Source organism: Psychrobacter aquaticus CMS 56 (genome assembly GCF_000471625.1).
GTDB classification, from domain to species: Bacteria; Pseudomonadota; Gammaproteobacteria; order Pseudomonadales; family Moraxellaceae; genus Psychrobacter; species Psychrobacter aquaticus.
Genome location: NZ_AUSW01000025.1, coordinates 1 through 26,284, shown reverse-complemented (window position 1 = coordinate 26,284; position 26,284 = coordinate 1). Strand labels below are relative to the sequence as shown.

At 43.9% G+C, this 26,284-nt stretch carries 21 protein-coding genes and 4 tRNA genes; 13 read left to right on the top strand and 12 right to left on the bottom strand.

What is annotated here, in order from left to right; translation table 11 throughout:
* The first annotated feature begins 244 nt into the window (after window positions 1–244).
* From ppx to M917_RS06540, 5 genes are all read left to right on the top strand, one after another.
* Window positions 245–1,771: an exopolyphosphatase gene (ppx, locus tag M917_RS06560; protein ID WP_021814006.1), complete on the top strand. Its 1,527-nt coding sequence runs from the start codon at window positions 245–247 to the stop codon at window positions 1,769–1,771.
* Window positions 1,772–2,133: 362 nt separating this feature from the next.
* Window positions 2,134–2,937: an acetyl-CoA carboxylase carboxyltransferase subunit alpha gene (locus tag M917_RS06555; RefSeq protein ID WP_021814005.1), complete on the top strand. Its 804-nt coding sequence runs from the start codon at window positions 2,134–2,136 to the stop codon at window positions 2,935–2,937.
* A 451-nt stretch (window positions 2,938–3,388) separates the two neighbouring features.
* Complete coding sequence (gene tilS, locus M917_RS06550) at window positions 3,389–4,975, top strand: tRNA lysidine(34) synthetase TilS (protein ID WP_021814003.1); 1,587 nt, start codon at window positions 3,389–3,391, stop codon at window positions 4,973–4,975.
* A gap of 168 nt (window positions 4,976–5,143) precedes the next feature.
* Complete coding sequence (proC, locus tag M917_RS06545; RefSeq protein ID WP_021814002.1) at window positions 5,144–5,977, top strand: pyrroline-5-carboxylate reductase; 834 nt, start codon at window positions 5,144–5,146, stop codon at window positions 5,975–5,977.
* Between the two features lie 139 nt (window positions 5,978–6,116).
* Window positions 6,117–6,686 carry a YggT family protein gene (locus M917_RS06540; RefSeq protein ID WP_021814001.1) on the top strand — a complete coding sequence of 190 codons (570 nt, stop codon included), beginning with the start codon at window positions 6,117–6,119 and terminating at the stop codon, window positions 6,684–6,686.
* Between the two features lie 109 nt (window positions 6,687–6,795).
* Here the strand turns inward: M917_RS06540 and M917_RS06535 are convergent, their stop codons facing one another.
* Entirely contained in the window at window positions 6,796–7,599 is an 804-nt protein-coding gene (locus tag M917_RS06535) for a hydroxymethylpyrimidine/phosphomethylpyrimidine kinase (protein ID WP_021814000.1), read from the bottom strand.
* Between the two features lie 366 nt (window positions 7,600–7,965).
* Here M917_RS06535 and M917_RS06530 point away from each other — a divergent pair.
* The 3 genes from M917_RS06530 (at window position 7,966) to M917_RS06520 (ending at window position 9,180) form a co-directional block, all read left to right on the top strand.
* Window positions 7,966–8,055 (top strand) — tRNA-Ser (locus tag M917_RS06530).
* Window positions 8,056–8,238: 183 nt separating this feature from the next.
* Window positions 8,239–8,315 (top strand) — tRNA-Arg (locus tag M917_RS06525).
* Window positions 8,316–8,517: 202 nt separating this feature from the next.
* Window positions 8,518–9,180, top strand: a complete 663-nt coding sequence (locus tag M917_RS06520) for an RDD family protein (RefSeq protein WP_021813999.1) — start codon at window positions 8,518–8,520, stop codon at window positions 9,178–9,180.
* Window positions 9,181–9,254: 74 nt separating this feature from the next.
* Here the strand turns inward: M917_RS06520 and M917_RS06515 are convergent, their stop codons facing one another.
* From M917_RS06515 to M917_RS06470, 10 genes are all read right to left on the bottom strand, one after another.
* On the bottom strand, window positions 9,255–10,235 hold the full coding sequence (locus tag M917_RS06515; protein WP_021813998.1) for a calcium/sodium antiporter: 981 nt from the start codon (window positions 10,233–10,235) through the stop codon (window positions 9,255–9,257).
* 189 nt (window positions 10,236–10,424) lie between these two features.
* A complete protein-coding gene (gene panD / locus M917_RS06510) occupies window positions 10,425–10,805 on the bottom strand; it encodes an aspartate 1-decarboxylase (protein WP_010196068.1) in 381 nt (126 codons plus the stop codon).
* Window positions 10,806–10,904: 99 nt separating this feature from the next.
* The gene (gene pth / locus M917_RS06505) at window positions 10,905–11,486 is read right to left on the bottom strand and encodes an aminoacyl-tRNA hydrolase (protein WP_021813997.1); all 582 of its coding nucleotides are present in this window, start codon (window positions 11,484–11,486) and stop codon (window positions 10,905–10,907) included.
* A gap of 238 nt (window positions 11,487–11,724) precedes the next feature.
* Window positions 11,725–12,414 carry a 50S ribosomal protein L25/general stress protein Ctc gene (locus M917_RS06500; RefSeq protein WP_021813995.1) on the bottom strand — a complete coding sequence of 230 codons (690 nt, stop codon included), beginning with the start codon at window positions 12,412–12,414 and terminating at the stop codon, window positions 11,725–11,727.
* A gap of 384 nt (window positions 12,415–12,798) precedes the next feature.
* Window positions 12,799–13,746, bottom strand: coding sequence for a ribose-phosphate pyrophosphokinase (locus M917_RS06495; protein ID WP_021813993.1), 948 nt, complete (start codon window positions 13,744–13,746; stop codon window positions 12,799–12,801).
* Window positions 13,747–13,856: 110 nt separating this feature from the next.
* Window positions 13,857–13,932, bottom strand: a tRNA-Gln gene (locus tag M917_RS06490).
* 243 nt (window positions 13,933–14,175) lie between these two features.
* A tRNA-Gln gene (locus M917_RS06485) sits at window positions 14,176–14,251 on the bottom strand.
* Between the two features lie 150 nt (window positions 14,252–14,401).
* Entirely contained in the window at window positions 14,402–15,382 is a 981-nt protein-coding gene (gene ispE / locus M917_RS06480) for a 4-(cytidine 5'-diphospho)-2-C-methyl-D-erythritol kinase (RefSeq protein WP_021813992.1), read from the bottom strand.
* A gap of 62 nt (window positions 15,383–15,444) precedes the next feature.
* Window positions 15,445–16,074: a lipoprotein insertase outer membrane protein LolB gene (gene lolB, locus M917_RS06475; protein ID WP_021813991.1), complete on the bottom strand. Its 630-nt coding sequence runs from the start codon at window positions 16,072–16,074 to the stop codon at window positions 15,445–15,447.
* 310 nt (window positions 16,075–16,384) lie between these two features.
* Window positions 16,385–18,325: a tetratricopeptide repeat protein gene (locus tag M917_RS06470; RefSeq protein WP_021813990.1), complete on the bottom strand. Its 1,941-nt coding sequence runs from the start codon at window positions 18,323–18,325 to the stop codon at window positions 16,385–16,387.
* A 502-nt stretch (window positions 18,326–18,827) separates the two neighbouring features.
* On the opposite strand from M917_RS06470, the gene hemA reads away from it, so the two are divergent.
* The 5 genes from hemA (at window position 18,828) to M917_RS06445 (ending at window position 25,280) form a co-directional block, all read left to right on the top strand.
* On the top strand, window positions 18,828–20,225 hold the full coding sequence (hemA, locus tag M917_RS06465) for a glutamyl-tRNA reductase (protein ID WP_040642223.1): 1,398 nt from the start codon (window positions 18,828–18,830) through the stop codon (window positions 20,223–20,225).
* Window positions 20,226–20,591: 366 nt separating this feature from the next.
* Complete coding sequence (locus M917_RS06460) at window positions 20,592–21,728, top strand: aminotransferase class V-fold PLP-dependent enzyme (RefSeq protein ID WP_021813988.1); 1,137 nt, start codon at window positions 20,592–20,594, stop codon at window positions 21,726–21,728.
* Window positions 21,729–21,920: 192 nt separating this feature from the next.
* Window positions 21,921–22,358 carry a YeeE/YedE family protein gene (locus M917_RS06455; RefSeq protein ID WP_021813987.1) on the top strand — a complete coding sequence of 146 codons (438 nt, stop codon included), beginning with the start codon at window positions 21,921–21,923 and terminating at the stop codon, window positions 22,356–22,358.
* A 69-nt stretch (window positions 22,359–22,427) separates the two neighbouring features.
* On the top strand, window positions 22,428–22,847 hold the full coding sequence (locus tag M917_RS06450; RefSeq protein ID WP_021813986.1) for a DUF6691 family protein: 420 nt from the start codon (window positions 22,428–22,430) through the stop codon (window positions 22,845–22,847).
* Window positions 22,848–23,144: 297 nt separating this feature from the next.
* Window positions 23,145–25,280 (top strand): NADPH-dependent 2,4-dienoyl-CoA reductase, encoded by a 2,136-nt coding sequence (locus M917_RS06445; RefSeq protein WP_021813985.1) that lies wholly within the window; start codon window positions 23,145–23,147, stop codon window positions 25,278–25,280.
* 117 nt (window positions 25,281–25,397) lie between these two features.
* Here M917_RS06445 and M917_RS14210 read toward each other — a convergent pair.
* Window positions 25,398–26,284 (bottom strand): HEPN domain-containing protein (locus M917_RS14210; RefSeq protein ID WP_040642219.1); only part of this gene is annotated, 887 nt, incomplete at its 5' end.

The window sequence follows — 26,284 nt, the reverse complement described above, 5'->3', positions numbered from 1 at the left end:
GGGTTATTGGCTTGTCCTTGTGCTAAGGCTTTGTGTCACTTGCCAGTGTTTGGCATAAATGCTTTAATGGCAAAAATTGTATCGATTCGTATGGATGTCATTCGCTTACGCTCCAATGATTTCATAGACGACAAGCGAAGAAAGTCATATCAATGGTACAGAACTATTCACGTAGAGATTTTATGTTGTACTGACTATTAACCCTTTCTTTTTTCATTTATCTAACATGGTAATGACCTCTCTTATGCCTATTGATTATCTTAAAAATCCACCACTCACTGATGACGAAATGATGGCGGCCATTGATATCGGTTCCAACAGTTTTCACTTAGCCATTGCTCGTCTAGACCATGGTGAAGTGCGAAAAGTAGTCTCTATGTCTGAAAAGGTTCAGCTTGCCGCTGGGTTGGACGAAAATAATATTTTGAGTGCGGTGGCTGAAAAGCGTGGTCTGGAATGTTTGAGTCGTTTTGTTGCTCGTTTGGATTCGGTGCCACCGGAACGTCTTCGTGTGGTCGCGACCAATGCGTTACGCCAAGCCAAAAATGCCAATGATTTTATCGCCCATGCCAATAAAATTTTGCCAAAGCCGATTGAAATTATTGCGGGACGTGAAGAAGCGCGATTGATTTATTTGGGCGTCTCGCATACCAACGCCAGTAGCGACAAGCGTTTGGTTATTGATATTGGTGGTGGTTCGACAGAGTTTATTATCGGTCAAGAGTTTGATCCCTTATTGACTGAGAGCTTGCAGATGGGCTGCGTTGCCTTTACGCAAAAGTATTTCATTGATGGACTGATTACCAGAGAAGCTTTCAATAATGCCATTTCAGGTGCGCGCAAAGAAGTGCTGGCGATTAATGGTCGTTATCAAAAAATGGGCTGGAGTAGTGTGGTTGGCTCTAGTGGTACGATTAAAGCAGTACGTAACGTCCTTGTCTCCAAAGGCTGGGCCGATGAGCAAGAACGCATCACTTATGTAGGCGTCAAAAAGCTTGAGCGATTACTGCTGAAAATTGGCAACGTTAACGATATCGATTTAGAAGGGGTGAAAGAGCACCGCAAAGCGATCTTCCCAGCAGGTGTCGCCGTGCTGCGCGCTGTGATGAAAGTATTGGGTATTGATACCATTACTTACTCGGATGGCGCGTTACGTGAAGGCGTGATGTATGACATGCTCGGACGCTTTGCTAGCGAAGATGTACGTGATCGTAGTGTATTGGCACTGATTAAGCGGTATTCAGGCGACAAAAAGCAAGCCAAACAAGTGGTAAAAACCAGTCGCAATTTGTTTGAGCAAGTAAAAGATAAACTTACTCTCAGTAATGATGACGGTGACTTGCTCAGACGGGCGGCATTTTTGCACGAAATAGGTCTAGCGATTAGTCATAGCAGCTATCATAAACACAGCGCATATTTGCTCGAACATTCAGATATTCCAGGGTTTTCGCAAGTTGATCAAAAGCGCATGTCGCAGTTGATGCTCAATCATCGCCGTAAGCTCAAAGCCGATATGTTAGAGCAGACTTGTAGTATCGGTGGTAATCAGCTGGTTTATCTGTGTTTGCTACTGCGCCTCGCGGTTCTGGCGCATCATAGCCGCAGCGATCAAGAATTGCCAGAATTACAACTAGCGATTATTGATGATAGTTGCTGGCAAATCGCCGTGGCCGACAGTAGTGAGCATTATGCTTTTTTGTTGCCTGATCTGCATACTGAGATTGATCAGTTCGCTAAATGGGGCATCAATCTGAGTGTTGTCGAAGCTTAAATCTTTCAGCGATGTCTATTTGTAAGTAGTTGACACTTCCTAGCCAAGTCAATGTAAAAGAGAGTCAGCGAGACTGGGATAAATTTTTTGTAGGCTCTGTCTGCAACGGCACAGTAAGCAAGAAAAATCCGTACCAGTCTCGCGTCATAATATCGACTATCCATTTTATTCAGTATCGACTGTGAGTATCGCGTTAAAGATTAACGTAACAAAAGCAGCTTTGTCGATAATGCCATGCCATATAAGATGTGCTACTATAGCTTCTATTGAGTTTACAACTGTACTGTCATTATCTGAATACGGATAACGATATTATTCTTAAACATAAATACATTAAGTATCATTATTAAAGGGAAGCGTCTATGAGCACTGTCTGGGATAGTGTGCAGCTTGCACGACATGCCAAGCGTCCATTATTTATGGACTATGTTAATCAACTATTTACCGAATTTGATGAGTTGCATGGCGACCGAGCTTATGCCGATGACAAAGCTATTTTGGGTGGACTGGCGCGTTTTGACGGTATGCCAGTCATGGTTATCGGTCAACATCGTGGTCGTAGCACTCGCGAGCGTATCGCTCACAATTTCGGTATGGCCAATCCTGAGGGTTATCGCAAAGTGATTCGTTTGGTCAAAATGGCTGAGCGTTTTAATATTCCGGTGATGACTTTTGTCGATACCCAAGGCGCATACCCCGGCATTGGTGCCGAAGAGCGCGGACAAGCGCAAGCAATTGCCGAAAGTATCGCCGTTTTTTCTAGCCTAAAAGTGCCTATTATTGTAACCATTATTGGTGAAGGTGGTTCAGGTGGCGCGCTGGCAATTGGCGTAGGTGATAAAGTCAACATGCTACAAAACAGCATTTATTCGGTCATTTCCCCTGAAGGTTGTGCGTCTATTTTGTGGAAAACGGCTGAAAAAGCACAAGATGCCAGTGAAGCCCTGAAATTAAACGCGATCAACCTCTATCAGATGGGCTTGATTGATGCCGTCATTGAAGAAGGTGAAGGCGCTCATATTCAGCCGCAGCCAGTGATGACTGCCTTGAAAGCACTTATTGCTGAGCAATTAGATGAGATTAAAGATTTAGACGCACAAGCGCGTTGTGAGCTACGTTACGAGAAGCTGAAAACCTTTAACTCAGAAGTGATGTTGCCTTGTTAATGAGCTAACGTGATCGCTACTTCTTACTTCGGAATGGTTTAATGATCTGTTTTTAAGAACACGCTTTTCATATTAGAGACTCAGCCTTAATGCTAAAATAATAACGTGTCATTCGATGGCGCGTTTTTTTATGTCCAATAACTAGGGGCTGTATAGAATTCACAAATAGGCACTGCTGATCGCTAAAACGGTTCCAGACAAGGCGCAAATCGATGATAATGTTAATACCTTAGCAAGACTTGCAACACCGTATGGGGCAGTTTTAGCATCAGCCCCACTCATAAAAACAGGGGACAGGACTCTTTTTTGCCGCTTCATTGCTAAAAACAGCCGTATAGAATGACTATACTTACTATTTTTACCTTCGAATCGTCTAAAAAATAGTCTCTGTCAGTGCCATGGTCGAATCCTATACAGCCCCTATATGATCCCCAAATAACTAAGGCTCATTATGACGAGCAGCGCAATCATTCCCAATGCTATTGAGCCAATAGCAGACCTACCGATTGATGATGGCTTGGCAGCGGCATTATTGAACAGTGTGGCTGAGTATGGCGCACAATTACACGGTCGGCGTGTTTGGCTGGCTTGTAGTGGCGGCCGTGATTCATTGACACTTGCGGCGCTATGCGTGCAGCTGTATCGTCAAGGTCAGCTGCCATTTTTACCACAGCTTTTACATGTCGATCATCGTCTGCAAGCCGATAGTCAGCATTGGGCTGTGCATGTCGCTAACTGGGCACAAGCGCAGCAGATACCATGTTATATTTTATCAGCACAAGTAAAAGGCCACGATGAGCAAGCAGCACGGCAAGCACGCTATGACGTCATGCGCGCGCATATCAATCAAGAAGACGTTTTGTTATTAGGTCATCATGCCGATGACCAAGCAGAAACCGTATTGATGCGGTTGATTCAAGGAGCAGGCGTCAACGGTCTGTCAGGTATGCAGCCTTGGCGAATACAAACGCAAGGCGCGCATCGAATAGCGTTGTGGCGACCTTGGCTCACTGTACAGCGTGCTAGTATCAGTGCCTATGCCCAGTGTTTAAAGTTGCCTTATATCGATGATCCTACCAATAATACTGGCGATAATGTCCGTAGTGGACTGCGACGTGACATCATGCCAGTATTGGCAAAATACAATCCAAATGTCATAGATAATATTGCTCGTAGCGCCCAGCTATTAGGTGATGCAGAAGCAACCATCCGAGCACAAGCCGTACAAGACTTGCAACAGACGGTCATGAGTTCATTGCAATTGCCTCCAGCACAACGGGTGCTAAATATTGATGAGCTAGAGACGTTACCTCTTTATCGCCAACGCCAACTACTGCACTATTGGTTAGGACAAGATGAGCCATTACCGCCCACCAAGCAATTGATAGATGAGGTATTAGGGCTAAGTCAGCGTAAGGATCATGACCATCAAACTGAGCTGTTTTGGCAAGGTCGCAAGCAGTCATATATCATTCGTCGCTATCGTCAGCAGCTGTATCGCCTAAGCAGTGAGTGGTTGACGTGGCTCAAGATGCCGCTTGAGGCACAAACGTATAACTTATCTGATCTCATTGTGGCTGCTGCTCATTCAGCGGACAATCCCTCCGTCTCAATCTCTTTACGTACAAGCAAGCACTTTACTTGGCAAGTGCAAATGCTGCCACACGCATTGGCGGAAATGTTAAAAATTGACACAGACAAAGTTGAGATTAAAATTGCGCCATTAGATCGGCAGCAGCGCGTACAAATTGCAGGGTCATCACGTCCTCAGTCAGGCAAAAAATTATACCAAACACTTGGAGTGCCTATATGGTTACGCGAGAGTTTGGTTGTGGTCAGTGTGGTTTTATTGAATGAAGAAAGCACTGAGCAAAGTAAAAATGAGTCAGTAAAGGATATTCCTATATTATTAATGTCGCCCTTTGATAGTTGGATACTAGGCCAGATATTAGATTCTGACGATTTCATCCGTCATAGTGAAAATGATGCATTTTCTAAATACATTCACAATCATTTAAGCGTAGATAATAGCTGCTAAAAGCGTGGTTTGTACATGCTGTTTGCCTGGGGGTTCGTCAGCTTGAGACGCTGAGGCACTGTTCGAATTTATCAAACGATGGCAGTAGCAGTATGGTAAACTGAATGTCATTTTACCTATGATTGTGTTAGTTTGAACATCTTTGAATTTTTTGCGTAGGAGCGAAGTATGTCAGTATTGGATAATAAAAAAATCAGCTTTATCGGCGGCGGAAACATGGCACAAGCGCTTATTAGCGGGCTTGTGGGCTGCGGCATTAAGCCAAACCTTATCACGGTCGCCGATCCTAGCAGCGAGATCCGTGAGCAACTAGTGGCTAAAGGTTTAAATACCGTTGACCCAATGGCGGATGCCAAATCTGCTGTGGTCGATGCTGATATCGTGGTACTGGCCGTAAAACCACAAATGATGAAAGTGGTGGTTGGTGCTTTTGCTGATTCATTAGATACGCAATTAGTCATCTCAGTAGCAGCAGGTTTGTCAACTGACCTGTTGTCTAATATGTTGGGCGGCTATAGCAATATCGTACGCGCGATGCCCAACACGCCAGCTATGATTCAGATGGGTGCCACGGGTCTCTATGGTGCTGATAATATCTCAGCTGAACAAAAAGAGCTGGCAACTGCGGTGATGGAAGCGTCAGGGCTGGTCATGTGGGTTGAAAACGAAACGCACATGCATGCGGTCACAGCCGTATCAGGTTCAGCACCGGCTTACATGTTTTATTTTATTGAATCGATGGTCGATAGAGCGGTTGCTTTAGGCTTAGATCAAGAACAAGCATCGGCGCTGGCGCTGCAAACCATGATAGGTGCGGCAAAAATGGCCATGGATAGTGATGATGCGCCTGCTGAACTGCGTCGCAAAGTGACCTCACCGAATGGTACAACCCAAGCAGCGATTGAGTCAATGCAAGCCAATGACATCGGTCGCCAAATAGGTGAAGCCATGCAGGCTTGTTATGACCGTAGCCAAGCCCTAAGTGAAGAGATGAGTAAATAAACATCGATATCAGGCGCGTTATTTGCCAAAAGTGAATGACGCGCCTGTATGCCGCGCTTGCATGACACAGTACTAAGCATCTAATCATGACACTCGTCATCCCCAAACCTGTTAATAATGTCACATTGAGTAGCACTTCATGAACAACATGTTATTTCAAATCTTTGATTTGGTCACCACCTTCGCCATGATGTTGGTGTTTATTCGCTTTATGCTACAGTTTGCAGGCATGGATGCGAGCAATCCTATGATTGCGCCTGCTTATAAAGCGACCCATATTGTCGATGTGTTTGGGCGTATTTTTCCAACGGTTGCACAAGGGCGTATCAGTCTGGCCGCTATCGTGCTGATGTTTTTGATTCGCTTGATTGATATCTCTGGTAAAGCAGCATTAACGCATAAAGGCATTGCGCCTGTACCGTTATTTTTTACTGGTACAACCAGCTTGATCTTAGACTTTTTGCGCCTGTGTCGTTATTTGGTGATAGGGTCTATTATCGTCAGCTGGATTGTGGTGTTTACCAGATCTGAGCATCCAATTATCGGTATTATCATTAACCTCGCTGAGCCTATCTTGGCACCGTTTCGCCGTATCACACCAAACTTAGGCATGCTTGATTTATCGCCAATGGTCGCTTTCCTTGCTTTTTACTTGCTTGAAATCTTCATTGGTGGTTTGACAGCCAGCCTTATGCCAATGTTAGGTTAAACCAACGATTATCAGTTGAAGAAAAATTTACTACATCATAAAATACTCAAGTAAAAAGGCGCTCTATTTATAATAGAGCGCCTTTTTTGTGCCTAACTATTAATCGATTTTACTTTTCACTATCTCTAACAAAACGATTGGGTATTAATTGGGCTTGAGCATTATCAGGATGCGGTGCATCAGCAGCGCGCAAAGTTTGAGTAATCCAGCTGTCTGCTGTCTTGACGGCATTGACAAGCACATCTCCCATTGCCAAGCGCCCAGCGATAAAGCTGGCCAGTGAGCAGCCTGAGCCATGGAACTCACCCTCCAGACGTGGCAAAATGCTTTGATGCACCATTTCACCTTTTACATATAGATACTGCTCGATATCACCGCTATCAAAGTCGTGCGAGGTTTTCAACAATACCGCATAGGCACCCTGCGCGCACAATTTTTGCGCTCCAATATGCAAGTCTTGTTCACCGCTCAAAGCGCGAAGCTCGTGGGTGTTTGGGGTGATTAAGGTGGCATAAGGTAATAGCGCCCTAAAGGCGGTCACCAAGGTTTTTTCATCGCCTAAGCTGCCACCACTGTTGGCGACCAATACAGGGTCTAACACAAAAGGAGTGCCGTCAGCGATAACACGATCGGCAAACAAACGGGTCAGCATCGCAATATTGTCGGTGGTGCCAAGCATACCTGATTTGATAGTGGCAACAGGTAAGTCATCAAGTACGGTTGTGGCCTGCGCCTTTACCAAGCTTGCCGCACAAGCTTCAAAGCCAAACACTTGCTGCGAGTTTTGTATCGTAATCGCGGTACAAGCAATGGCGGCATGCGCGCCTGCTTGGCCGATAGCCTCGATATCTGCTTGTATTCCAGCACCGCCGGATGGATCCAATCCTGAAAAGCACAGTACCACTGGTCGCATAAAACTTCCCTTTACGTATTCCAAAATAAGTAACGAATACTATAGCCATCCATTACCAAAAAAGCCATAGCAGCCCAAATAGTAAGTTTAGATAATTCAGTCACCAGTTACGCACTACAATGTTGCGCATCCATTTTATTAAGTATCGACTAAATTACAGCTCAAATACTGATTTTTATCATTGTTTTACTCTTTAAAAGCTCATAAAGTCAGATAAATGAATAATTATGATAAAAGCAGCATTAAAACGGTAGACAACGCTTGCAATTCGTTTTGGCTTTGCTATAATACTCGCCCACGGCATAAGACGTATCGTTAGCATCGATACTGTGTTTATAGTTATTTTATAAGCGTTTTATATCGTTCGGTGAAGTGGGTGAGTGGCTGAAACCAGTTCCCTGCTAAGGAACCATACGTGTAAGCGTATCGAGGGTTCGAATCCCTCCTTCACCGCCATTTATTCAGTTGTTGTTAGAGTAGTATCGCAGTATATTGGCGTTAACGACCTTTAATTTTATTAAAAAAATTAATTTGATTTTAATAAAAAAAGATGTTGACACAAGCGATATTATCTATATAATGACCAACCTAATTTACTGCAAATGTTTTTAACTATGCAGTAAGTGATGTGCAAAGTACGCGCTTGTAGCTCAGTTGGATAGAGCACTTGGCTACGAACTAAGGGGTCGGGAGTTCGAATCTCTCCAAGCGCACCATTTGCATAATAGCTTATTTATAAGCTTAAGAAACACTAAATTAATCGCCTGTCTCATGACAATTCGGCGATTTTTTTATGTCTGCTATTTTTGTCTGATGTCGTTATGATGTGGCTAAGTGGCATCTTAGGATAATGTACGATACAGCCGTGAATTACGGTACAATAGAGTCACTATTCACTGCTTGCTATGAGCTTTTACCATGCCAAAGAGTTTACCTAAACGCCCGTCAAAAGCTGCCACTAAATCAAAGACTCAACATCATCCCTCTATGCAGCAAATCTCTGATGAAGAACCGACGATTGCTAAGCCAACGACACGCGTCGTGGCCATTCTTTATGATGGTATGTTAATTTTGGCGTTGCTATTCTTAGTGGGAACGGCGTTGACTGTAATTGGTACGTTGCTGACTATGGAGACGGGCACGCAATCATCGCAAGCGCAGTCATTGCCTACATGGTATCAGAACGTTATCATGACACCGTCTTTTGTACTGACGCTGGTGGCTTTTTATGGGTTGTTTTGGCGCCGCGGTGGGCAAACCCTAGGTATGCAAACATGGCGATTAAAAACGGTGAATAACTCAGGTCATTTGCTGACGTGGGGACAGTCTTTTAAGCGGATTTTGGCGGCTTGTTTGATGCCATTACTTTTTGGCATTATTGGCAGTTTAATCGGTGGCTCACGCGCTTTACTATTAACCAGTGCTTTTTTGGGTTTAATATTTAACTATGTGTTTTGCTTGTTCAATCGACGCGGCTTAGCGATGCAAGACATGCTATCCAACACCATTACCCTCAAAATGCCAAAAGTGGCGCATGAAGGGTTATGGCGTGGTTTTAAAAACCGCAAAAAAAATCAGTAACTTTATCAATGTATAAATGAGCTAAACTGATAAAATTTAAGTGGCTTAGCGTTTGCTGCTCTAAAGACTGAAAACTACATATTGACGGTTTGAATTAACCATCCTGTGTAACCCACAAAGAAGAGCACCAATGTAGTGCCAGCAATACGACCAAATGGACGTTTTGTCATATAGGCAAAGACGCACAGTACCATAAGCAACAAAGTAATTAATCCCATTGTTAGCACATCACGAGACAAAATAACGGGATTGACAGTGATCGGTACTATAATTGCGGCGAGACCGACGACACCCAACGTATTAAATATGTTAGAGCCAATAATATTGCCCAGTGCCATGTCGTGCTCGCCTTTGCGTGCTGCGGACAAGCTTGATACCAGTTCAGGTAATGACGTACCAACAGCGACAATCGTTAATCCAATGATCAGCTCGCTGAGTCCCCAAAACGTTGCCAGTTCGACGGCACCCCAAACGATCGCCCGTGAGCTTATCACCAGCATTAATATACCAATGAATAAGCTGCCGATACCTCGTGCAACGCTTGGTTCTATATGATGTGGATCAGTACTCTCTACTATCACATCATCTTCATGCTCATGATAGCCTTCGCGTAGGCTGAGCACAATCTGCATTCCTAATACAACGACTAATAACGCAAATAATATGAGACCATCGGTTAAGCTTAGCATCCCATCTCGCAGCTGCCATGCGGCTACTGCTGTAACTATCACTAGAAGAGGCAGATCGCGCTTTACGATGGCCTTACGAATGATAATAGGACTGATCAGTACTGTGGCGCCCAGTACTAAGGCAATATTGATAATGTTAGAGCCATAAGCGTTACCCAATGCCAACTCAGGGCTGCCTTCTATCGCTGCTAGCACTGACACTACCAGCTCAGGTGCTGACGTACCTATTCCTAATATCAAAACACCGATTAAGAAGCTAGGTACTTTAAACCTCTTTGCTAAAGCTGTCGCCCCATCAATAAAAACATCCGCACTCCAAACCAAAATTGCCAATCCAACCAGTATTGCAATCACTGCCAACCACATTCGTATATTTCCTTATTTGTCATAAAAAGTATAAGTTCGCCATATAAAATGGCAAAAAAAAGCTGAATCTTAATTTGGATCCAGCTTTTATATTAGCATAAAGGTTTTAGTAAAATAATAATAATAATTTCAACGGTTTAGGTGATTATCTACCCTTGCGTTATCCAAAACCTCCTTTGCTCCGTCATTTTAAGCCACTTGCACAGGAATGATATTGGCAGTGTCTTTAACCGTATTGTCTTCGTTGCAATAGACCAATTTTGGCTGATACGTCGATGCTTCTACTTCATCAAAATGAGCATAAGCACAGATAATCACGATGTCACCTAAATCTGCCATATGAGCCGCAGCACCATTTAACGAGATGATTCCAGAGCCTGCTTCAGCACGGATAGCATAGGTGCGAAAGCGTTTGCCATTGGTCACATTATAGATGTCGATGGACTCATTCTCGCGCAGACCAGCAAGATCCAATAAGTCACCGTCGATACCACATGAGCCTTCATAATGAAGTTCGGCATGAGTGACGCGAGCACGGTGTAATTTGCATTTAAGCATATTAAGTAGCATAAGTTGCTTCCTTGGCGTAACGGAGATAATTTAACTAAATCAAATGGTTAATGGGGATTGACTTGCTAAAATAAAAGGCCACTATAACGGACGTGCTATTTATTCAGGCATTTTAAAGCTATTGATCTGTGAACGTGCTTTTTCGACATCACCATCTAGCAACAACGGTAATGCCTCAAAAGCCGCTGTCAATGCGCTGTCGATGGCAATTTGCTCGTCGGGAGATGCTTTGGACAGGACATGCCCACTGACTTTAGACTTGTGACCAGGGTGACCGATGCCCACACGCAAGCGATGAAAGTCATTGCCGATATGGGGAGTAATATCACGTAGACCATTATGACCACCATGACCGCCATCGGTTTTGAGCTTGATACTACCTGCTGGAATATCTAGCTCATCATGGGCAATCAACAATTCGTCATTTTTGATGCCATAAAATTTCACCATGGGCACGACTGACTGACCAGACTTATTCATAAAAGTCAGTGGCATGAGCAGACGCACATCAGATCCGTGAATTTGCCCGCGCCCTGTCACTCCATGAAATTTTTTGTCATGAGCGAGAGTGATATTAAACTGCTGAGCCAAATGATGGACAAACCAAAATCCAGCATTGTGACGCGTAAACATATACTGCTGACCAGGATTACCAAGACCGACAATAAGCTTTATGGCCATAAAAACACCCTGCTTGGATTTAGTAAATGAGTGATGAGGTTTGTCACAGCACAAGTCACAGTCGATTTCTATCAAAAAGAAGGCGCTATCGCCAAAAATTCTTTATCTTTATCTGACTAATCGTTGTTTTCAAACCTTAGTTACAAAAACAGCAGGAGATATGAATCACCTGCTGTTTTCTTGACTGAATATCTCATTAACCATACACACTACCATAGGTAGCTATATGGTTGGATGATTATTCGCCGTCTTTGTTGTCTTCAGCGTCAACTTCGCCATTTTGCTCAGTAGCAGGTACTTCGTCCGCATCCACGTCGTCAGCAACTTCGTCAACTTCTTCAACCGTTGGTGGCTGCATGTTAACGATAGTGCGATCATGGCCATCTTCTAGCTCAAGCTCATGGATAACCACACCTTCAGGAAGGGTGATGTCTGATAAACGGAACAAATCACCGATTTCCATACCAGATACGTCTACTTCTAGGTACTCAGGTAACTGTGATGGTATGCAGATGATTTCGATATCAGATACTAGTGTAGATAGTACACCAGCAGCAGCAGTACCTGGCGCATCTTCACGACCAACAAAATGCACAGGAACATTCATGTGGATTTTTTGACCTTTTACAACGCGCTGAAAGTCAGCATGCATTGGGAAGCCTTTAGCAGGGTGACGTTGCAAGTCTTTAATAACGGCTTGATGTTCTACGCCGTCAACAGTGATAGTCAAAATATGTGAGAAGAATGCTTCGAATTCAAGTGCTTTTACTAGCTCGTTGATTTTGATAGAGATAGAAGTAGGTTCTTCGTTACCACCATAGATGATAGCAGGCACTAGGTTCTGCTTACGTAGGCGGCGGCTCGCACCTTTACCTTGTTGTTCAGCAGAACGATTAACGGCGTTTAGTTCAAAATGATTAATGCTCATGGATATAATCCTATAAAAAGAATGATGAAGTGTCTGGTCATAAAAAAGTGGATTTGCGACCAATCCACTAATACGTGATGATAGCTATGATTTATCGTTGCATAAAAATTGCACAATTTCCAAATATAGCCATTTGCTTACTAATAGTGATTTTTATGATAACAATTAACATAATAGTCGCTATTATTCAGCATGATCAGCACTTTTAATAATGCCAACCTAATGAAATCAAATAAAAGGTCGGCACAGGCGCGCATTATACGTGTTTTTATAACAATAATAAAGACCTACGCAAAATGACTGTGCAACACGAATAGGCAAAAAAGCGCCAAGTAGTTACACTTGACGCTTTAGTTGTACTTCTTTTATTTTGAACCGACTGTATTAAGAATCAAACATTGCACTAATAGATTCTTCGTTATTGATACGGCGTAAGCTCTCAGCCAGCATCGGTGCAATGCTTACCTGACGGATTTTGCTACAAGCTTTAGCAGCATCTGATAATGGAATCGTATCGGTCACGACTACTTCATCTAACGCCGACTCACTGATGTTTTTTAGTGCGTTGCCTGATAAGACAGGGTGGGTAATATACGCCAATACACGACGTGCGCCATTTGCTTTTAGGGCTTCTGCTGCTTTACATAACGTGCCAGCGGTATCGACCATGTCATCCACAATCACGCAATCACGGTCACGAACGTCACCAATGATATGCATGACTTGTGATTCATTGGCACGGGCACGGCGCTTATCAATAATTGCCATGTCGGTATCACCCAATTGCTTGGCCATCGCGCGCGCACGAACCACACCGCCGACGTCAGGTGAGACGACCATGATATTGTCATAATCTTGTTTTTGTAGGTCGTTCAATAGCACAGGTGTGCCATAGATATTATCAACAGGAATATCAAAGAACCCCTGAATCTGATCTGAATGCAAATCGACCGTCATCACGCGATCGATACTGACGATGTTCAACATATCAGCGACTACTTTGGCTGAGATAGGAACGCGAGCTGAGCGTGGACGGCGATCTTGACGGGCATAACCAAAATAAGGCATGACGGCGGTAATACGGCCAGCACTAGAGCGACGCAAAGCATCGGCCATCATCATGATTTCCATTAAGTTATCGTTGGTTGGTGCACAAGTAGGCTGCATGATAAACACGTCTTTACCACGAACGTGTTCTTTGATTTCCACGGCAATTTCGCCATCAGAAAAACGCGTGATGTCAGCTTTACCAAGAGGTATATGAAGATGATCGGCTACGGTTTTTGCTAATTCAGGGTGGGCATTACCCGTAAAAATCGCCAAATAAGGCATGACAGAAGTCCTATTGATTGACTCAAGCAGCGACCGCTAAGCAGTGTCAAACTGCTCAAATTCAGAAAAGAGTGGTGAAAAGTTTTGATGACTACTATTACAGTAAAAAATGGCAGGGGTAGCTGGACTCGAACCAACGGATGTCAGGATCAAAACCTGATGCCTTACCAACTTGGCTATACCCCTGTAATGTCTAGGCTGCGACTGTCCGATATCTAATAGCAACTTTATAATAATTACGCTTAGAATGGCGTCACGACCTGTCAGTTATCTAAAAAACGGATAAACCGTTTAAAACATAACTTTTCCCTAGCGGTGTCCATTGCGAACTATACCGAAACTGGGATAACGTTGTCAATGACATTAAGATAACAGGCTGTTTATAAGCCGTCTATAATCAATACATATCAAACGCTTTGAACTTAAAAGTGGCAGGGGTAGCTGGACTCGAACCAACGGATGTCAGGATCAAAACCTGATGCCTTACCAACTTGGCTATACCCCTATTGAGGCGACCTATTATAAGTAAATTTTCAGACTTTGCAAGTCATTTGCGCTTTTTTTGGATTTTATTCGTAATTGATTGATACGAGTATTATTTCAGTAAGTGAAGCTTGTTAACGTAATCACTGTTTTCATTTAGACCAGTGGTGGTTTAGAAGTTACAGTTTTTGCGCATATTCCCAGCTAAATATCCTGCACAAGGCGCGTCTTTAACCCACTTTGCCAAAAGCGGTTTATCGGTAGCCACACTCGCATCCAACGGTAAAAATACCGCGCTACCAGAGCCAGTCATGCGTGCTGTACCAAGTGCTTGTGGTTCTAAACCTTGTAAATGCTTCAATGCCTCATCGACCGCAGGCGCAAGACTTGTCACCACTGGCGTAAAGACATTTTGATAAGCTATGCTTAGATGTTGCAAATATTCATTGGACTGGTTTTTAATGGTTTCAATCGATAGAGGGTGGATATCGCGCTGTAGTTTGGGATGGGTGAACAGCTTGGCAGTATTCACATGCGCGTTTGGTGTGAGAATCAAATAGTGCTGGTCGGGTAAATCAATGTCAGTCAATTGCTCGCCAATACCTGTGCCGATGGCATCTTGACCAAAAATAAAAATGGGTACATCCGCGCCTACTTTCGCACCAATTTTTATAAGCTCGTCACGATTGAGATTAAGCTGCCAAACGTCATTAAGTACAAGCATGGTCGTTGCCGCATTGGACGAACCTCCACCTAACCCTGCGCCCATTGGCAACTGCTTGTCTAAAGTAATGTGGACTGGTGGTAGCTGGTCAGGTAGGGCCTCTAACTGTACGGCAGCGACCAGCAATGCGCGCGCTGCCTTAAATATTAGATTGTCCTCTAGGCTGGTCGTGATGGCTTCTGCGCCAGTTAACACGAGTAATTGACGGCAAATCTTATCAATATCTAATGGATTATCTGTAGTCGATAATGCGGCATTCTCCATGACTGAAAAATGCAAATAATCACCCCAATTAAGCAAGCGAAAAACCGTTTGCAAATCATGATAGCCATCAGCCCGCTTGCCAGTGATATGCAAAAACAAGTTGATTTTTGCTGGTGATAAGCGGGTGAGAGTAGAGGCAGGCGGTACGGCTAAGTTTTCGGTCATAAACAACTATCTTGATAAGCAGGGTTTATTCGGTAAAGGTCTCACGGTCGATTGATGACTGATTAATGGTTAATCGTCATGACGACCTTGTTGCCTTGTGGTTGAACAGCACTGATCTTGCTTGGTAATTTATCAGCGCCACTGTAGGTAAAGCTGGCACGCCAATCGCCATTGACCGAACTGATTAAACGGTTTTGTGCATCGAGTTGCGGTTCGCTGTCTGAAGGGGCAGGACGACCAGATATCCAGTATGGCATTTGCGAAATAGGTGCTTGCCAGCCTGTGGCTTTTTTCAATAATGTCTCAGGATCATCGGCTGTCAAGGTGCCTGTTTTTTCACTGACCAATGTGGCCGTTTGCCCGTTGTATTCGATGTTGGTTTTACCGATACCCAGCGCCCCAATCAGTTCAATCGCAAAACGATCTTTTTCTTGTCCCCATGCATAAAACGCACTACCACCTTGGGTTCCCGTGCTGTCATTAGCAGGAGTCGTCACGCCAATCTTGCCCGTGATATTAAAACTTTCAAGCTTTTGTGGTTGTGCTGTGTTTTGACCTTGCATGGGAGTCGGCTGAGCGGCGGCACTGCCGGTTTTTAGTGACTGACAACCAGACGTGATTGCGATCGCTGTGGCCATGGCAGTGAATAGGGTTAACTTATTAGGTTTATAAGGAGCGGTTAGTACCGACATGATGTTTCCTCAAAAATGGACAAATTTATAAAGATACTGGGGCGTGTTCTCAATTCAAACGATAATATCTAAATGGTCATAAAAATGGCTAAATTTTGCCAAACATCGTCAAATAGCTGATTAATATCCCGATATTATTTGCGCTATTTTCCTCGTTTGACCGCAATTTATCTCATTTTTATGACCATTTTTAAAATAAGAACACGCCCTAGCTTAAATCTTATTTGTTACTCAGTTATGCGTGGCTGTTAGCTTCTTATACATGCCTTGTAATCATAAGACTTCAATACTGTATCTTGTATAACATGCCCTAATATAATTGTATGCGGTCATTAATATTGTGCTGGCCGAATGAGAACCGTTGCTGCAAGTCTGTGAGTAATGATTCGACTTTTTCATTGTCACCTAAGCCTTGATAGGCGCGCAGTAGCAAAGTTCCTGAGCGTAATGTAGGCAAGACATCATAAGGTGTCTGTAGATAGTCGATGACTTGCTGATAGTTTTTGTTGGCTAAGGCGTTGCTTGCCAGCACATTGAGCGCTTGTAACTGTAGCTCATTATCATAACGTGGGTCATCGTAGCGAATTTGCATAATAGACGTTGCCAGTGCCAAACCTTGTTCAGAGCGACGATCATTGGCCAGTAGTAGCTGAGCGTAGCTAAGCTGATAAGCCAAATTGCTAGGATCTAGCGTTTGCAAATGATTGAGCAATGCTCGTTTGACAACATAATCATTCTGATCATCAAGTAACTGCGTGCGTGCAAACAATAACGGCTCATTGTCAGGGTACTGACGTGCCGCCTGCGTTAATAGCTGTAAGGCTTCTTCTGGCTCATTTTGCTGCCATAAAATATCGGCTTGTAGCACGAATGTATCAGGCGCAAAAACCGTAAAGTCTTTACGCAGTTTTTCTAGGGTGGCGATGGCAGCATCGACATTGTCGTTAAGCAATTCAAAAGCCACCACTTTTTTGCGCGCTTCTAGCACTAAGTCTTTTTGCATGACACCGTTGAGATAGTATTTGGCTTGTTCAAAACGCTGCTGGCGCTCGGCACTGATACCAAGATAATAATAAGCTTGATCAAGGTAAGAGGGAGATTTGGCGAGCATATTGAGCAGCTGGTCAGCGCTCTCGTATTTTTCAATATCCAAACTGACCAATGCAGCTAGCAAGGTGATTTCGGCGTCATCACTAAAGCGATTGTGTGCTTCAAGCAACAACTGCCATGCTTTTTGGCTTTGCTTTAAATCCAGTAAATAGCGAATCTCATATAGATATAGGCTTTTATCATCAGGATTACGCAGGCGAGCTTGACTGACATAATTGATTACGGTTTCAGCCGTGACAATTTTGCGCAATATATCGGCTTTTAAGGTAATAAAAGGCACATAATCCGGTTGACGCTCTAATGCGCGGTTGATATGGACAATAGCAATTTCAGGCTCGTTAAACTGATAAAGCAAACCTGCTTTTAAGACCGACAACGAGGCATTTTGTTCGCTATCTATGGGCTGTAATGCGGCGAGGAGTTCGCGTTTGTCCTCATCATTGTTGGGATAGATGCCAATCAAGATTTCACTTAAGTCTGCGCGCGGATCATAACGCAAAATACGATTTAGCGTTTCACCAGCGAGCAGGTAATCATGTGCTCGAAGCGCTAAATGCGCCACATAAAACCAAGCAGGTACGTGATCAGGGTTTTGGTCTTGCCATGATTTGGCAAACTGTAATGAGTTCTCAACCCGATCAGTGCGTAAAGATAGGCTAAGTGCTCTCTCAAATACTGCTGTCGCATCGTCCTTGAAAGATTGCTGCTTATAAATAGTCAGTGCTCGTTGCTGGTTTCCACGATCTGCGGCAAACTCCGCATCCAATAGCGCATACAAGCTTGGCTCGCTCAGCTCAGGTTGCCATAAGCTTGCTGGTGCTAAGCCATTAATATTCTCTACATTGTCTGTTTGCGGCGCACTTTTATAAACACGTGTGCCAGTCAAGACGCTGTTATTGAGCGTGTTGTCACTTTGGCTGGCGAGTGATACTTTGGCAGCATTTGCCTTTGGAGAGACTTTTGGATGACTGGCATGGACGGGTGTTGATAGGCACAGACAAACAGCCAACGATAATGTTAGCTTGTAATATTGGTACAACCGTTCAATAACGATCTCTAATAAGTCACGAAGGCTAGATTGCTCGCCATGTGCGCGTTGAGATCGAAACTGTGATCGAAATAATGATCCAAAAAAAATCATAGATAGCCGCATTCGCCCATTGCTTTATCTATAGGTAACATACAGACAAAGCAATTATATGTTAATCATTTTAAACCAAATATTGATAACGAGTACTCATGGTAATCATTATATGAGTAGATAGATGTGATAAACAATAGTGCCCGTGTTACTGCCATTTAGTCGCTCTCGTTCAGATTGAGGACATGCCCTAGTATCGACTATATAAAAATATAGCAAGTTAGCGGGTCGTAAGCGAATAATTTATGCCTATTTCTATTGCCCTTCGCTAAAATTCAACGATTGGTTTTATAAATCATATAGGTAGTTGATTTGTTAAATTCGTGCCCAGATACAAGCAAATAGCCGCCATAGATGGGTGAGTGTTAATTAAAGCTGGCAATAATGATATAATAAGCGGTTTTTAGGGTCTTCCCCTCAGCGCTGTCGTCAAAAACTGTCTTTTAAAAATAATAAGATAGCTTGGCTGGCAGGTGAGCGTCATGTTTATGGTCTATCAATAATGAGATTAGTGGTCATTGGAGTCAATCACAAAACTGCACCAGTCGCTCTACGAGAGCGCTTGGCACTTGTGGGCGACGATGTAAATGTCGCTCTCAAGCAGCTAGAGGCGTTCACTGATGGTTGTGTGATTGTGTCGACCTGTAATCGTACTGAGATTTACGCGCTAGTCCCGCAGAACCTAACGTTGCAAAATCCAGAATCACCATCTAGAGAGACGCAAGGCGCAGAAACAGCTGCGCAGGCAGTTACTAATCCGACATTTAGTAGCAGTGCCAATATCTCCTCTGCTGTCATCAGCGCTCACATTGTCAAAATTAAAACATGGCTGGCCAATTTTAAGCAGTTGCCACTCACTGAGATTGACTCCTATCTCTATGTGCATCGTGATACTCATGCCTTAACCCATTGGCTCAGAGTCGCCGCTGGGCTGGACTCGATGATATTGGGTGAGCCGCAAATACTGGGGCAAATCAAGCGCTCAGTACACCTTGCGCAAGATCAAAAAGCATTGAGTAACCAGCTCGGCTGGATCGTCGATCAAGTGTTTGCAGCGGCAAAGCGTGTGCGCAATGAGACCAAAGTTGGGGCACAAGCTGTATCGCTCAGTTTTGCGGCGGCTAAGCTAGTCACGCAAATATTTGATGACTTGCCCAGTCGCACCTTGCTGGTTGTCGCGGCAGGTGAAATGAATCGCTTGGTCGCGACTCATATCGCTGGACTTGGGGTAGGGCGCGTGATCATTTGTAACCGCAATCCTGAGCGAGCAGAGGCGTTGGCTGCTGAACTGCGTCATCCTGACCGCCGAGTGGAAGTCAGAACATTACAAGACTTACCGCATATACTGGCAGAAGCCGATATTGTCAGCAGTTGTAGTGGCAGTATGGATATGTTGATTGATAAAAACATGACGTTGCAAGCGTTAAAGCGTCGTCGCTATCAGCCCATGCTGATGATTGATTTGGCTGTACCTCGCGATATCGACGCCAATATTAGTCGAATAGATGACGTTTATCTGTATTCTGTCGATGATTTACAACACGTTATTGCAGGTAATATTGAGCAACGTCGACAAGCGGCAGTGGATGCCGAACTACTGGTTAGTCAGCTAGTCGTTGAGATTGATCGTCGTTTTCGAGTGCGGCAAGTAGGTAAAGACATTCAGCAATATCGCGTGCGTACCCATGATCAAGTGGACAAGCTACTACACGAATCCATTGCCAAGTTACAGCAGGAAGATGTTAATCCTGAGGACATTCTCCTTGAGTTATCACACCGTTTGACTCAGACATTAACGCACGCCCCATCAAAGCTCATGCGCAAAGCCGCTCGAGAAGGGGATAGCGACTTGCTGGATTTTGTGGTATCAGGATTGCAAGATGCCCACCGCGGTCGTTAATTGTCGTCTACGCCTTATCAAAAAATCTCACGTTTTCCACGCTCTATCGTTATGTAAACATATCGTTGTCAACCTATAATATCAATGCTAATATCAAACTGTTATGAGTATCATAAGTGCTGATAATTTTTTGTTATAGTTGATTCTAAATAAAATAGATACCTTATATTTTAATGCTGAACTGGGTTGAATTTTTCTGGCTTGCTATGCTTTTGCAGACAAAGGCCGCGAAACTTCTTGTTTAAAGATAAGCATTCCAGTCCCGTTGACTCTTTTTTATCCTGAACTCACTATATAAGCCAACTGTTTTTCTCTAACCAAATGTGAGAAGCATCAAATTACCTAACCATTAACTGGGAGCATTCCATGACTGCATTACGTCAAGACATTGATCCAAACGGCTTATTAGAATATTCCGTGGTCTACACTGACCGCGCGCTCAACCACATGTCTAAAGCCTTTCAGCAAGTGATGAATGACCTATCTAACGATTTAAAGTCGGTCTATAACGCTGAAGCTGTCGTGATTGTGCCTGGTGCTGGAACTTATGGTATGGAAGCGGTTGCGCGCCAATTGGCACAGAATGAAGACTGCTTAATCATCCGTAATGGCTGGTTTAGCTATCGCTGGACACAAATTTTGGAAAAAGGCAAAATCGCTAAGTCATCTACCGTGTTAACCGCGCAGCGTACGGACGATAGTGAGTTGCCAAAACCCTTTGCGCCAGTTGATATCGACACGGCTGTGGCGACAATTAAAGCAGACAAGCCCGCCGTTGTTTTTGCTCCGCATGTTGAAACCTCATCGGGTATTATCTTATCAGCAGATTATATTAAAGCCTTGAGTGACGCTGTCCATAGCGTGGGTGGTTTGTTGGTTATTGACTGCATCGCCTCAGGTTGCGTGTGGCTGGATATGGAAGATTTGGGCATTGACGTTCTTATCAGCGCCCCACAAAAAGGCTGGAGCAGTACCCCATGCGCGGGTTTAGTGATGCTAAGTGATGCCGCCGTCAAAAAAGTAGACAGCACCGAATCTGATAGCTTTAGCCTAGACCTAAAACAGTGGTTAAACATCATGCGTGCTTATGAAAATGGCGGACATGCTTATCATGCAACCATGCCGACAGATAGCTTGCGTCAATTCCGCGATACCATCTTAGAAGCTAAAAACATTGGCTTCGATAAACTGTGTGATGCACAGTGGGAATTGGGCAATCGTATCCGTAAAATTTTGGCAGAAAAAGGCGTTGAAAGCGTCGCGGCCAAAGGCTTTGAAGCGCCAGGCGTGGTCGTCGCTTATACCGATCGTGACAATATGCATAAAGGCAGTGCCTTCGCTGCCGCGGGTATGCAAATCGCTGCTGGCGTCCCCTTAAAAGTAGGCGAGCCTGATAATTTTAAAACGTTCCGTTTGGGTCTATTTGGTCTTGATAAACTAACCGATGTGGATGGTGCGGTACAGCGTTTTGAATCGGCGCTTGACGAAGTGCTGGCTAAATAGCACTCATTCAAACAGCATGATTGGCGATATCTGGCTTAAAAACTACTGAGCCTATGTAATTGTACTGAACCTATATAACTATGATGTGGGTTCAGTATTTTTTTACCTTTTCATTATATTTTATAATATAATGTATTAATATAAAATGAATAATGAATCTACTTTTAATCATAATCCGTTTAGGTACATGTCATGAGTATAGAAATAGACTGGCAAGCATTTACCCCAATCTCTTTAGTCGGTGGTCTGATACTGGGCGTCGCGACGGTCATACTGCTGCTGGGTATCGGCCGTATTGCTGGTATTAGTGGTATTTTCTCAAGTTTGCTGAAGCCCAAGCGGGTGGAGATGTGGCAGGTGCTATTTATACTGGGTCTTGTCGTCTCGCCATTGTTATATGGTTTGGTCAGACCGTTACCTGATGTAGAGATTAGTACGTCTTTGCCATTGCTCATTGGGGCAGGACTGCTGGTCGGCTTTGGTACGCGTCTAGGCTCAGGCTGTACCAGCGGGCATGGCATTTGCGGTAATGCGCGACTGTCACCACGCTCGATGGCGGCAACGGCAACCTTTATGTTATTTGGTATCGTGACGGTCTATATCGGTCGGCATGTCTTAGGATTAATTTGAAGAACATAGCCGCACGTTGCGAAGACAGTGTTTGGTACGATTCACACAAGACCATAGTGAGACAGAGCAATGCTAAAAAATATAATTGGATTACTGGCGGGATTATTATTCGGCTTTGGACTGCTGATATCTGGCATGACTGATCCTGTTAAAGTACAAGGGTTTTTGGATGTTTTTGGCGCGTGGGATATCTCTCTTGCGCTGGTAATGGGTGGCGGCTTAATAATCGCGATTATTGGCGTGCAGCTGGCCAAGCTTCAACCAAGCAGCTGGATTGGTACGTCAATTGATATGCCAAGCAAAACCACTATTAATAAAAGATTGCTTATCGGTGCTATGCTGTTTGGGATTGGTTGGGGGCTGGTCGGTATTTGCCCAGGGCCAGGTATTGTGCTGTTAGGGACGGGGCAGTGGCAAGCATATATATTTATCCCAGCGATGGTGATGGGTATGTTGATTTATCAATGGTTTGAGCCTAAGCCTGGGTAAGGCTTTGATTTGCTACCTATAGTTGAAATACTTGAAAGTCGCTACAGTATTGCTGGTGTAAATTTTTTGCAGCCTCTGGCAGCAACGGCACAGCAAGCAAGAAAAATTTGCATCAGCAGTACATGTTGTATCGATATTGCTTTTCACCGACTATAGAGCAAGTAGTTTGACGAACATAGTGCTCACTCATCAGTCGCTTGTCTGCGTAGCTGAGAATAATGGCGGTGTGTTACGATGACAGTAACGCTAACTCCTATCGCATGTTTAGTCTCACAACCGCTTCATAAGGAAAATGATATGCCAGCCAGCTCGACTGCCAATACGATTGACACTGCCAGCACCAACGAACATTATCCGCATTTGTTCGAGCCGCTAGATTTGGGCTTTACCACGCTAAAAAACCGTTTGGTCATGGGTTCTATGCATACTGGACTTGAGGATCGTTTTTATAATTACGGTAAACTGGCTGCGTATTTTGCGGAGCGTGCCAAGGGCGGCGTCGCCATGATGATTACAGGCGGTATCTCGCCTAACCGTGAAGGCTGGTTACTTCCTGCTGGCGGCACGATGAACACAAAAGCTGACGTGATGAATCATCAGCGTGTCACCCGTGCGGCACACAAATACGACAGCAAAATCATCATGCAGATCTTGCACAGTGGTCGTTACGGATATCATCCATTTGTGGTGTCGTCAAGTCCGGTCAAATCACCCATATCACCTTTTAAACCACGCAAAATGAGTATCAAAAACATTGAGCAAACGGTGAAGGATTACGCTCGATCCGCAAAACTTGCCAAGCAAGCGGGTTATGATGGCGTTGAAATCATGGGGTCTGAGGGCTATTTGCTAAATCAATTTTTGTCGCGTCACGTCAATAAACGTACGGACATTTATGGTGGTGATATTCAGGGTCGTATGAAATTTGCTGTCGATGTGGTGAAAGCCATACGCGAAGCAGCAGGAGAGGATTTTATTATCCTGTTTCGCCTGTCCGTGATTGATTTGGTCAAAGATGGCAATGTTATGGATGAAGTTATCACTGTCGCCAAAGCTCTAGAAAAGGCGGGCGTGACCATCATGAATACTGGCATTGGCTGGCATGAAGCGCGCGTACCGACCATCGTTACCAGCGTGCCACGAGCTGCCTTTGTTGATTTTAGCGCTGAAATTAAAAAGCATATCAGCATCCCTATGATGGCGGCCAATCGTATCAATATGCCGGATACGGCTGAAGAAATCATCGCCAATGGTCAAGCAGATATGATTCAGATGGCGCGTCCGTTCTTAGCCGATGCAAATTGGGTTAATAAAGCCAAAAATGGCCAAGCAGAGCGCATCAATACCTGTATCGCCTGTAACCAAGCCTGCCTTGACCATACCTTTGAGCACAAACGCTCGACCTGTTTGGTCAATCCACAAGCGTGCTACGAGACTGAATTGGTCTATAAAAAGGCAAAAAAACCCAAAAAAGTCGCGGTCATTGGCGGCGGCGTTGCTGGTATGTCAGCGGCGCACGTGGCGGCGCTACGCGGTCATGAAGTCACACTATTTGAAGCCAAAGACATCTTGGGCGGACAGTTTAACTACGCCAAAGTTATCCCTGGTAAAGAAGAATTCTTTGAGACGATTCGCTACTATATCAATGAGCTTGCGCACTTAGGTGTTGAGGTTAAACTCAATACCAAAGTCGATAAAGCCATGTTAGAAAAAGCCAAATTTCATCATGTCATCGTCGCGACAGGTGTGGTGCCAAGAAGCTTAGCAGGTAAGCTTGAAGGGGCAGATATGCCACAAGTGATGAGCTATGCTGAATTGCTCTCTGGTGAAAAATCAGTCGGTGATACCGTTGCGGTCATTGGTGCAGGTGGTATTGGTTTTGATGTTAGTGAGTATCTCACCGCTCGTCATGGTCAGCCGCTTGATGAACTGGGCCCTGAGTTGCTAAAAGATCCAAGCTATCGTCCAAAAGCGCAATCGATTAGTGAGTGGCGCGAAGAGTGGGGCGTGACTGGTGATACCGACTATCAAACTGATGGCGGACTAATAAAGCCTGAAGCCATTAAACCTATCCGCCAAGTCTATCTCATGCAACGTAGTAAAGGTCGCTTGGGTAGCGGTCTCAATAAAACCTCTGGCTGGGTACATCGTGCTCACGTCAAATCGCATGGTGTCATCCAAGTGTCAGGCGCGCAGTACGACAAAATCACCAATGAAGGGATTTGGATTACCAACAATCAAGGCCAAACGCAGTTGTTGCGTGTTGATAGCATTGTCGTCTGCGCTGGTCAAGAATCAGTGGTCGAGCTGATGCCGAATGTCGGTGATGCACCAGATGCGCAGTATCATCTAATCGGGGGTGCAAAATTAGCAGCTGAGCTGGATGCCAAACGTGCGATTCGTGATGGGGCGGAAGTTGCGGCGGGGATTTAAGGGTGAAGGTTTTAAGTTAAATATCAAAGCGGCAAGATTGATTATCTTGCCGCTTTTTTTACGTTAGAATTCATTACTACGTAGACGATAAAGGGGAGCTTTAGTCTGACCTATGTGTTACTGCTTCGTACTTTCTTTCGTCCTATACTTTTCATCCTTACATATTTTGGATAGCTTATCATACATATTTTTCAATTCTTTCTCATAAGGACTGAGTTCTAAACCTAAGTCGTAAAATGCTATACACGCAGAAAGTATAGTTGAATATGCAAGTCGAAATGGGTCAAAATCTAACCTCGGTTCATAATTTTTACAAATACTTTGTGAGCCATGAACAAGATCTGATCTTAATTTATAAACTTTTTTAGCCTGACGCTCCCATTCTTCGATTTCGCCATGGAATATAGCAATCAAGCAAGAAATTCTACGAGAAAAATTTTCTGTTATACCTTCGTTTTTTTCTTTATCTTTTATAGTGACTAGTCTTTCCATTGCTGTAACTAGCTTAACAACTTGAGCACTATTATTATTGTCTCTAGAAGCATCGCCGAACCAATAAAAAGCATCAATTAGACGGTCAGCCAAACACTCTTTGTTAGTAGGAGATGCTGCTCGTAATATAAGTTTTTTAATAACGAGCCCTAAATATGTTTCTAGGTCTTCTTCAAAAAAATTCCAGAAATCTTGTAAATCTTCGCCAAATGAATATGAGCCACCAATCCAATATTCACCGTAAGTACTTGCAATATAATGATTGATATTATTTTTAGTGGGATTGTTCATTAAATTTACTTGACTAGCTTTCATTCCATAAGAAGTAGTAAAAACTTTAATAACGCCATAGATAAGTGCTGCAACATTTTGCGCTCTACTTTCACTCATTTTATCTGAGCATTTTGGTATTGTAATACTAAGAAGACAATTGAAACTATCAGGGTTGTTGTTTTTTACAAAAAGATCATAGTAACTATCATCTTTGACTTCCGCATAAATATTATCTTTGT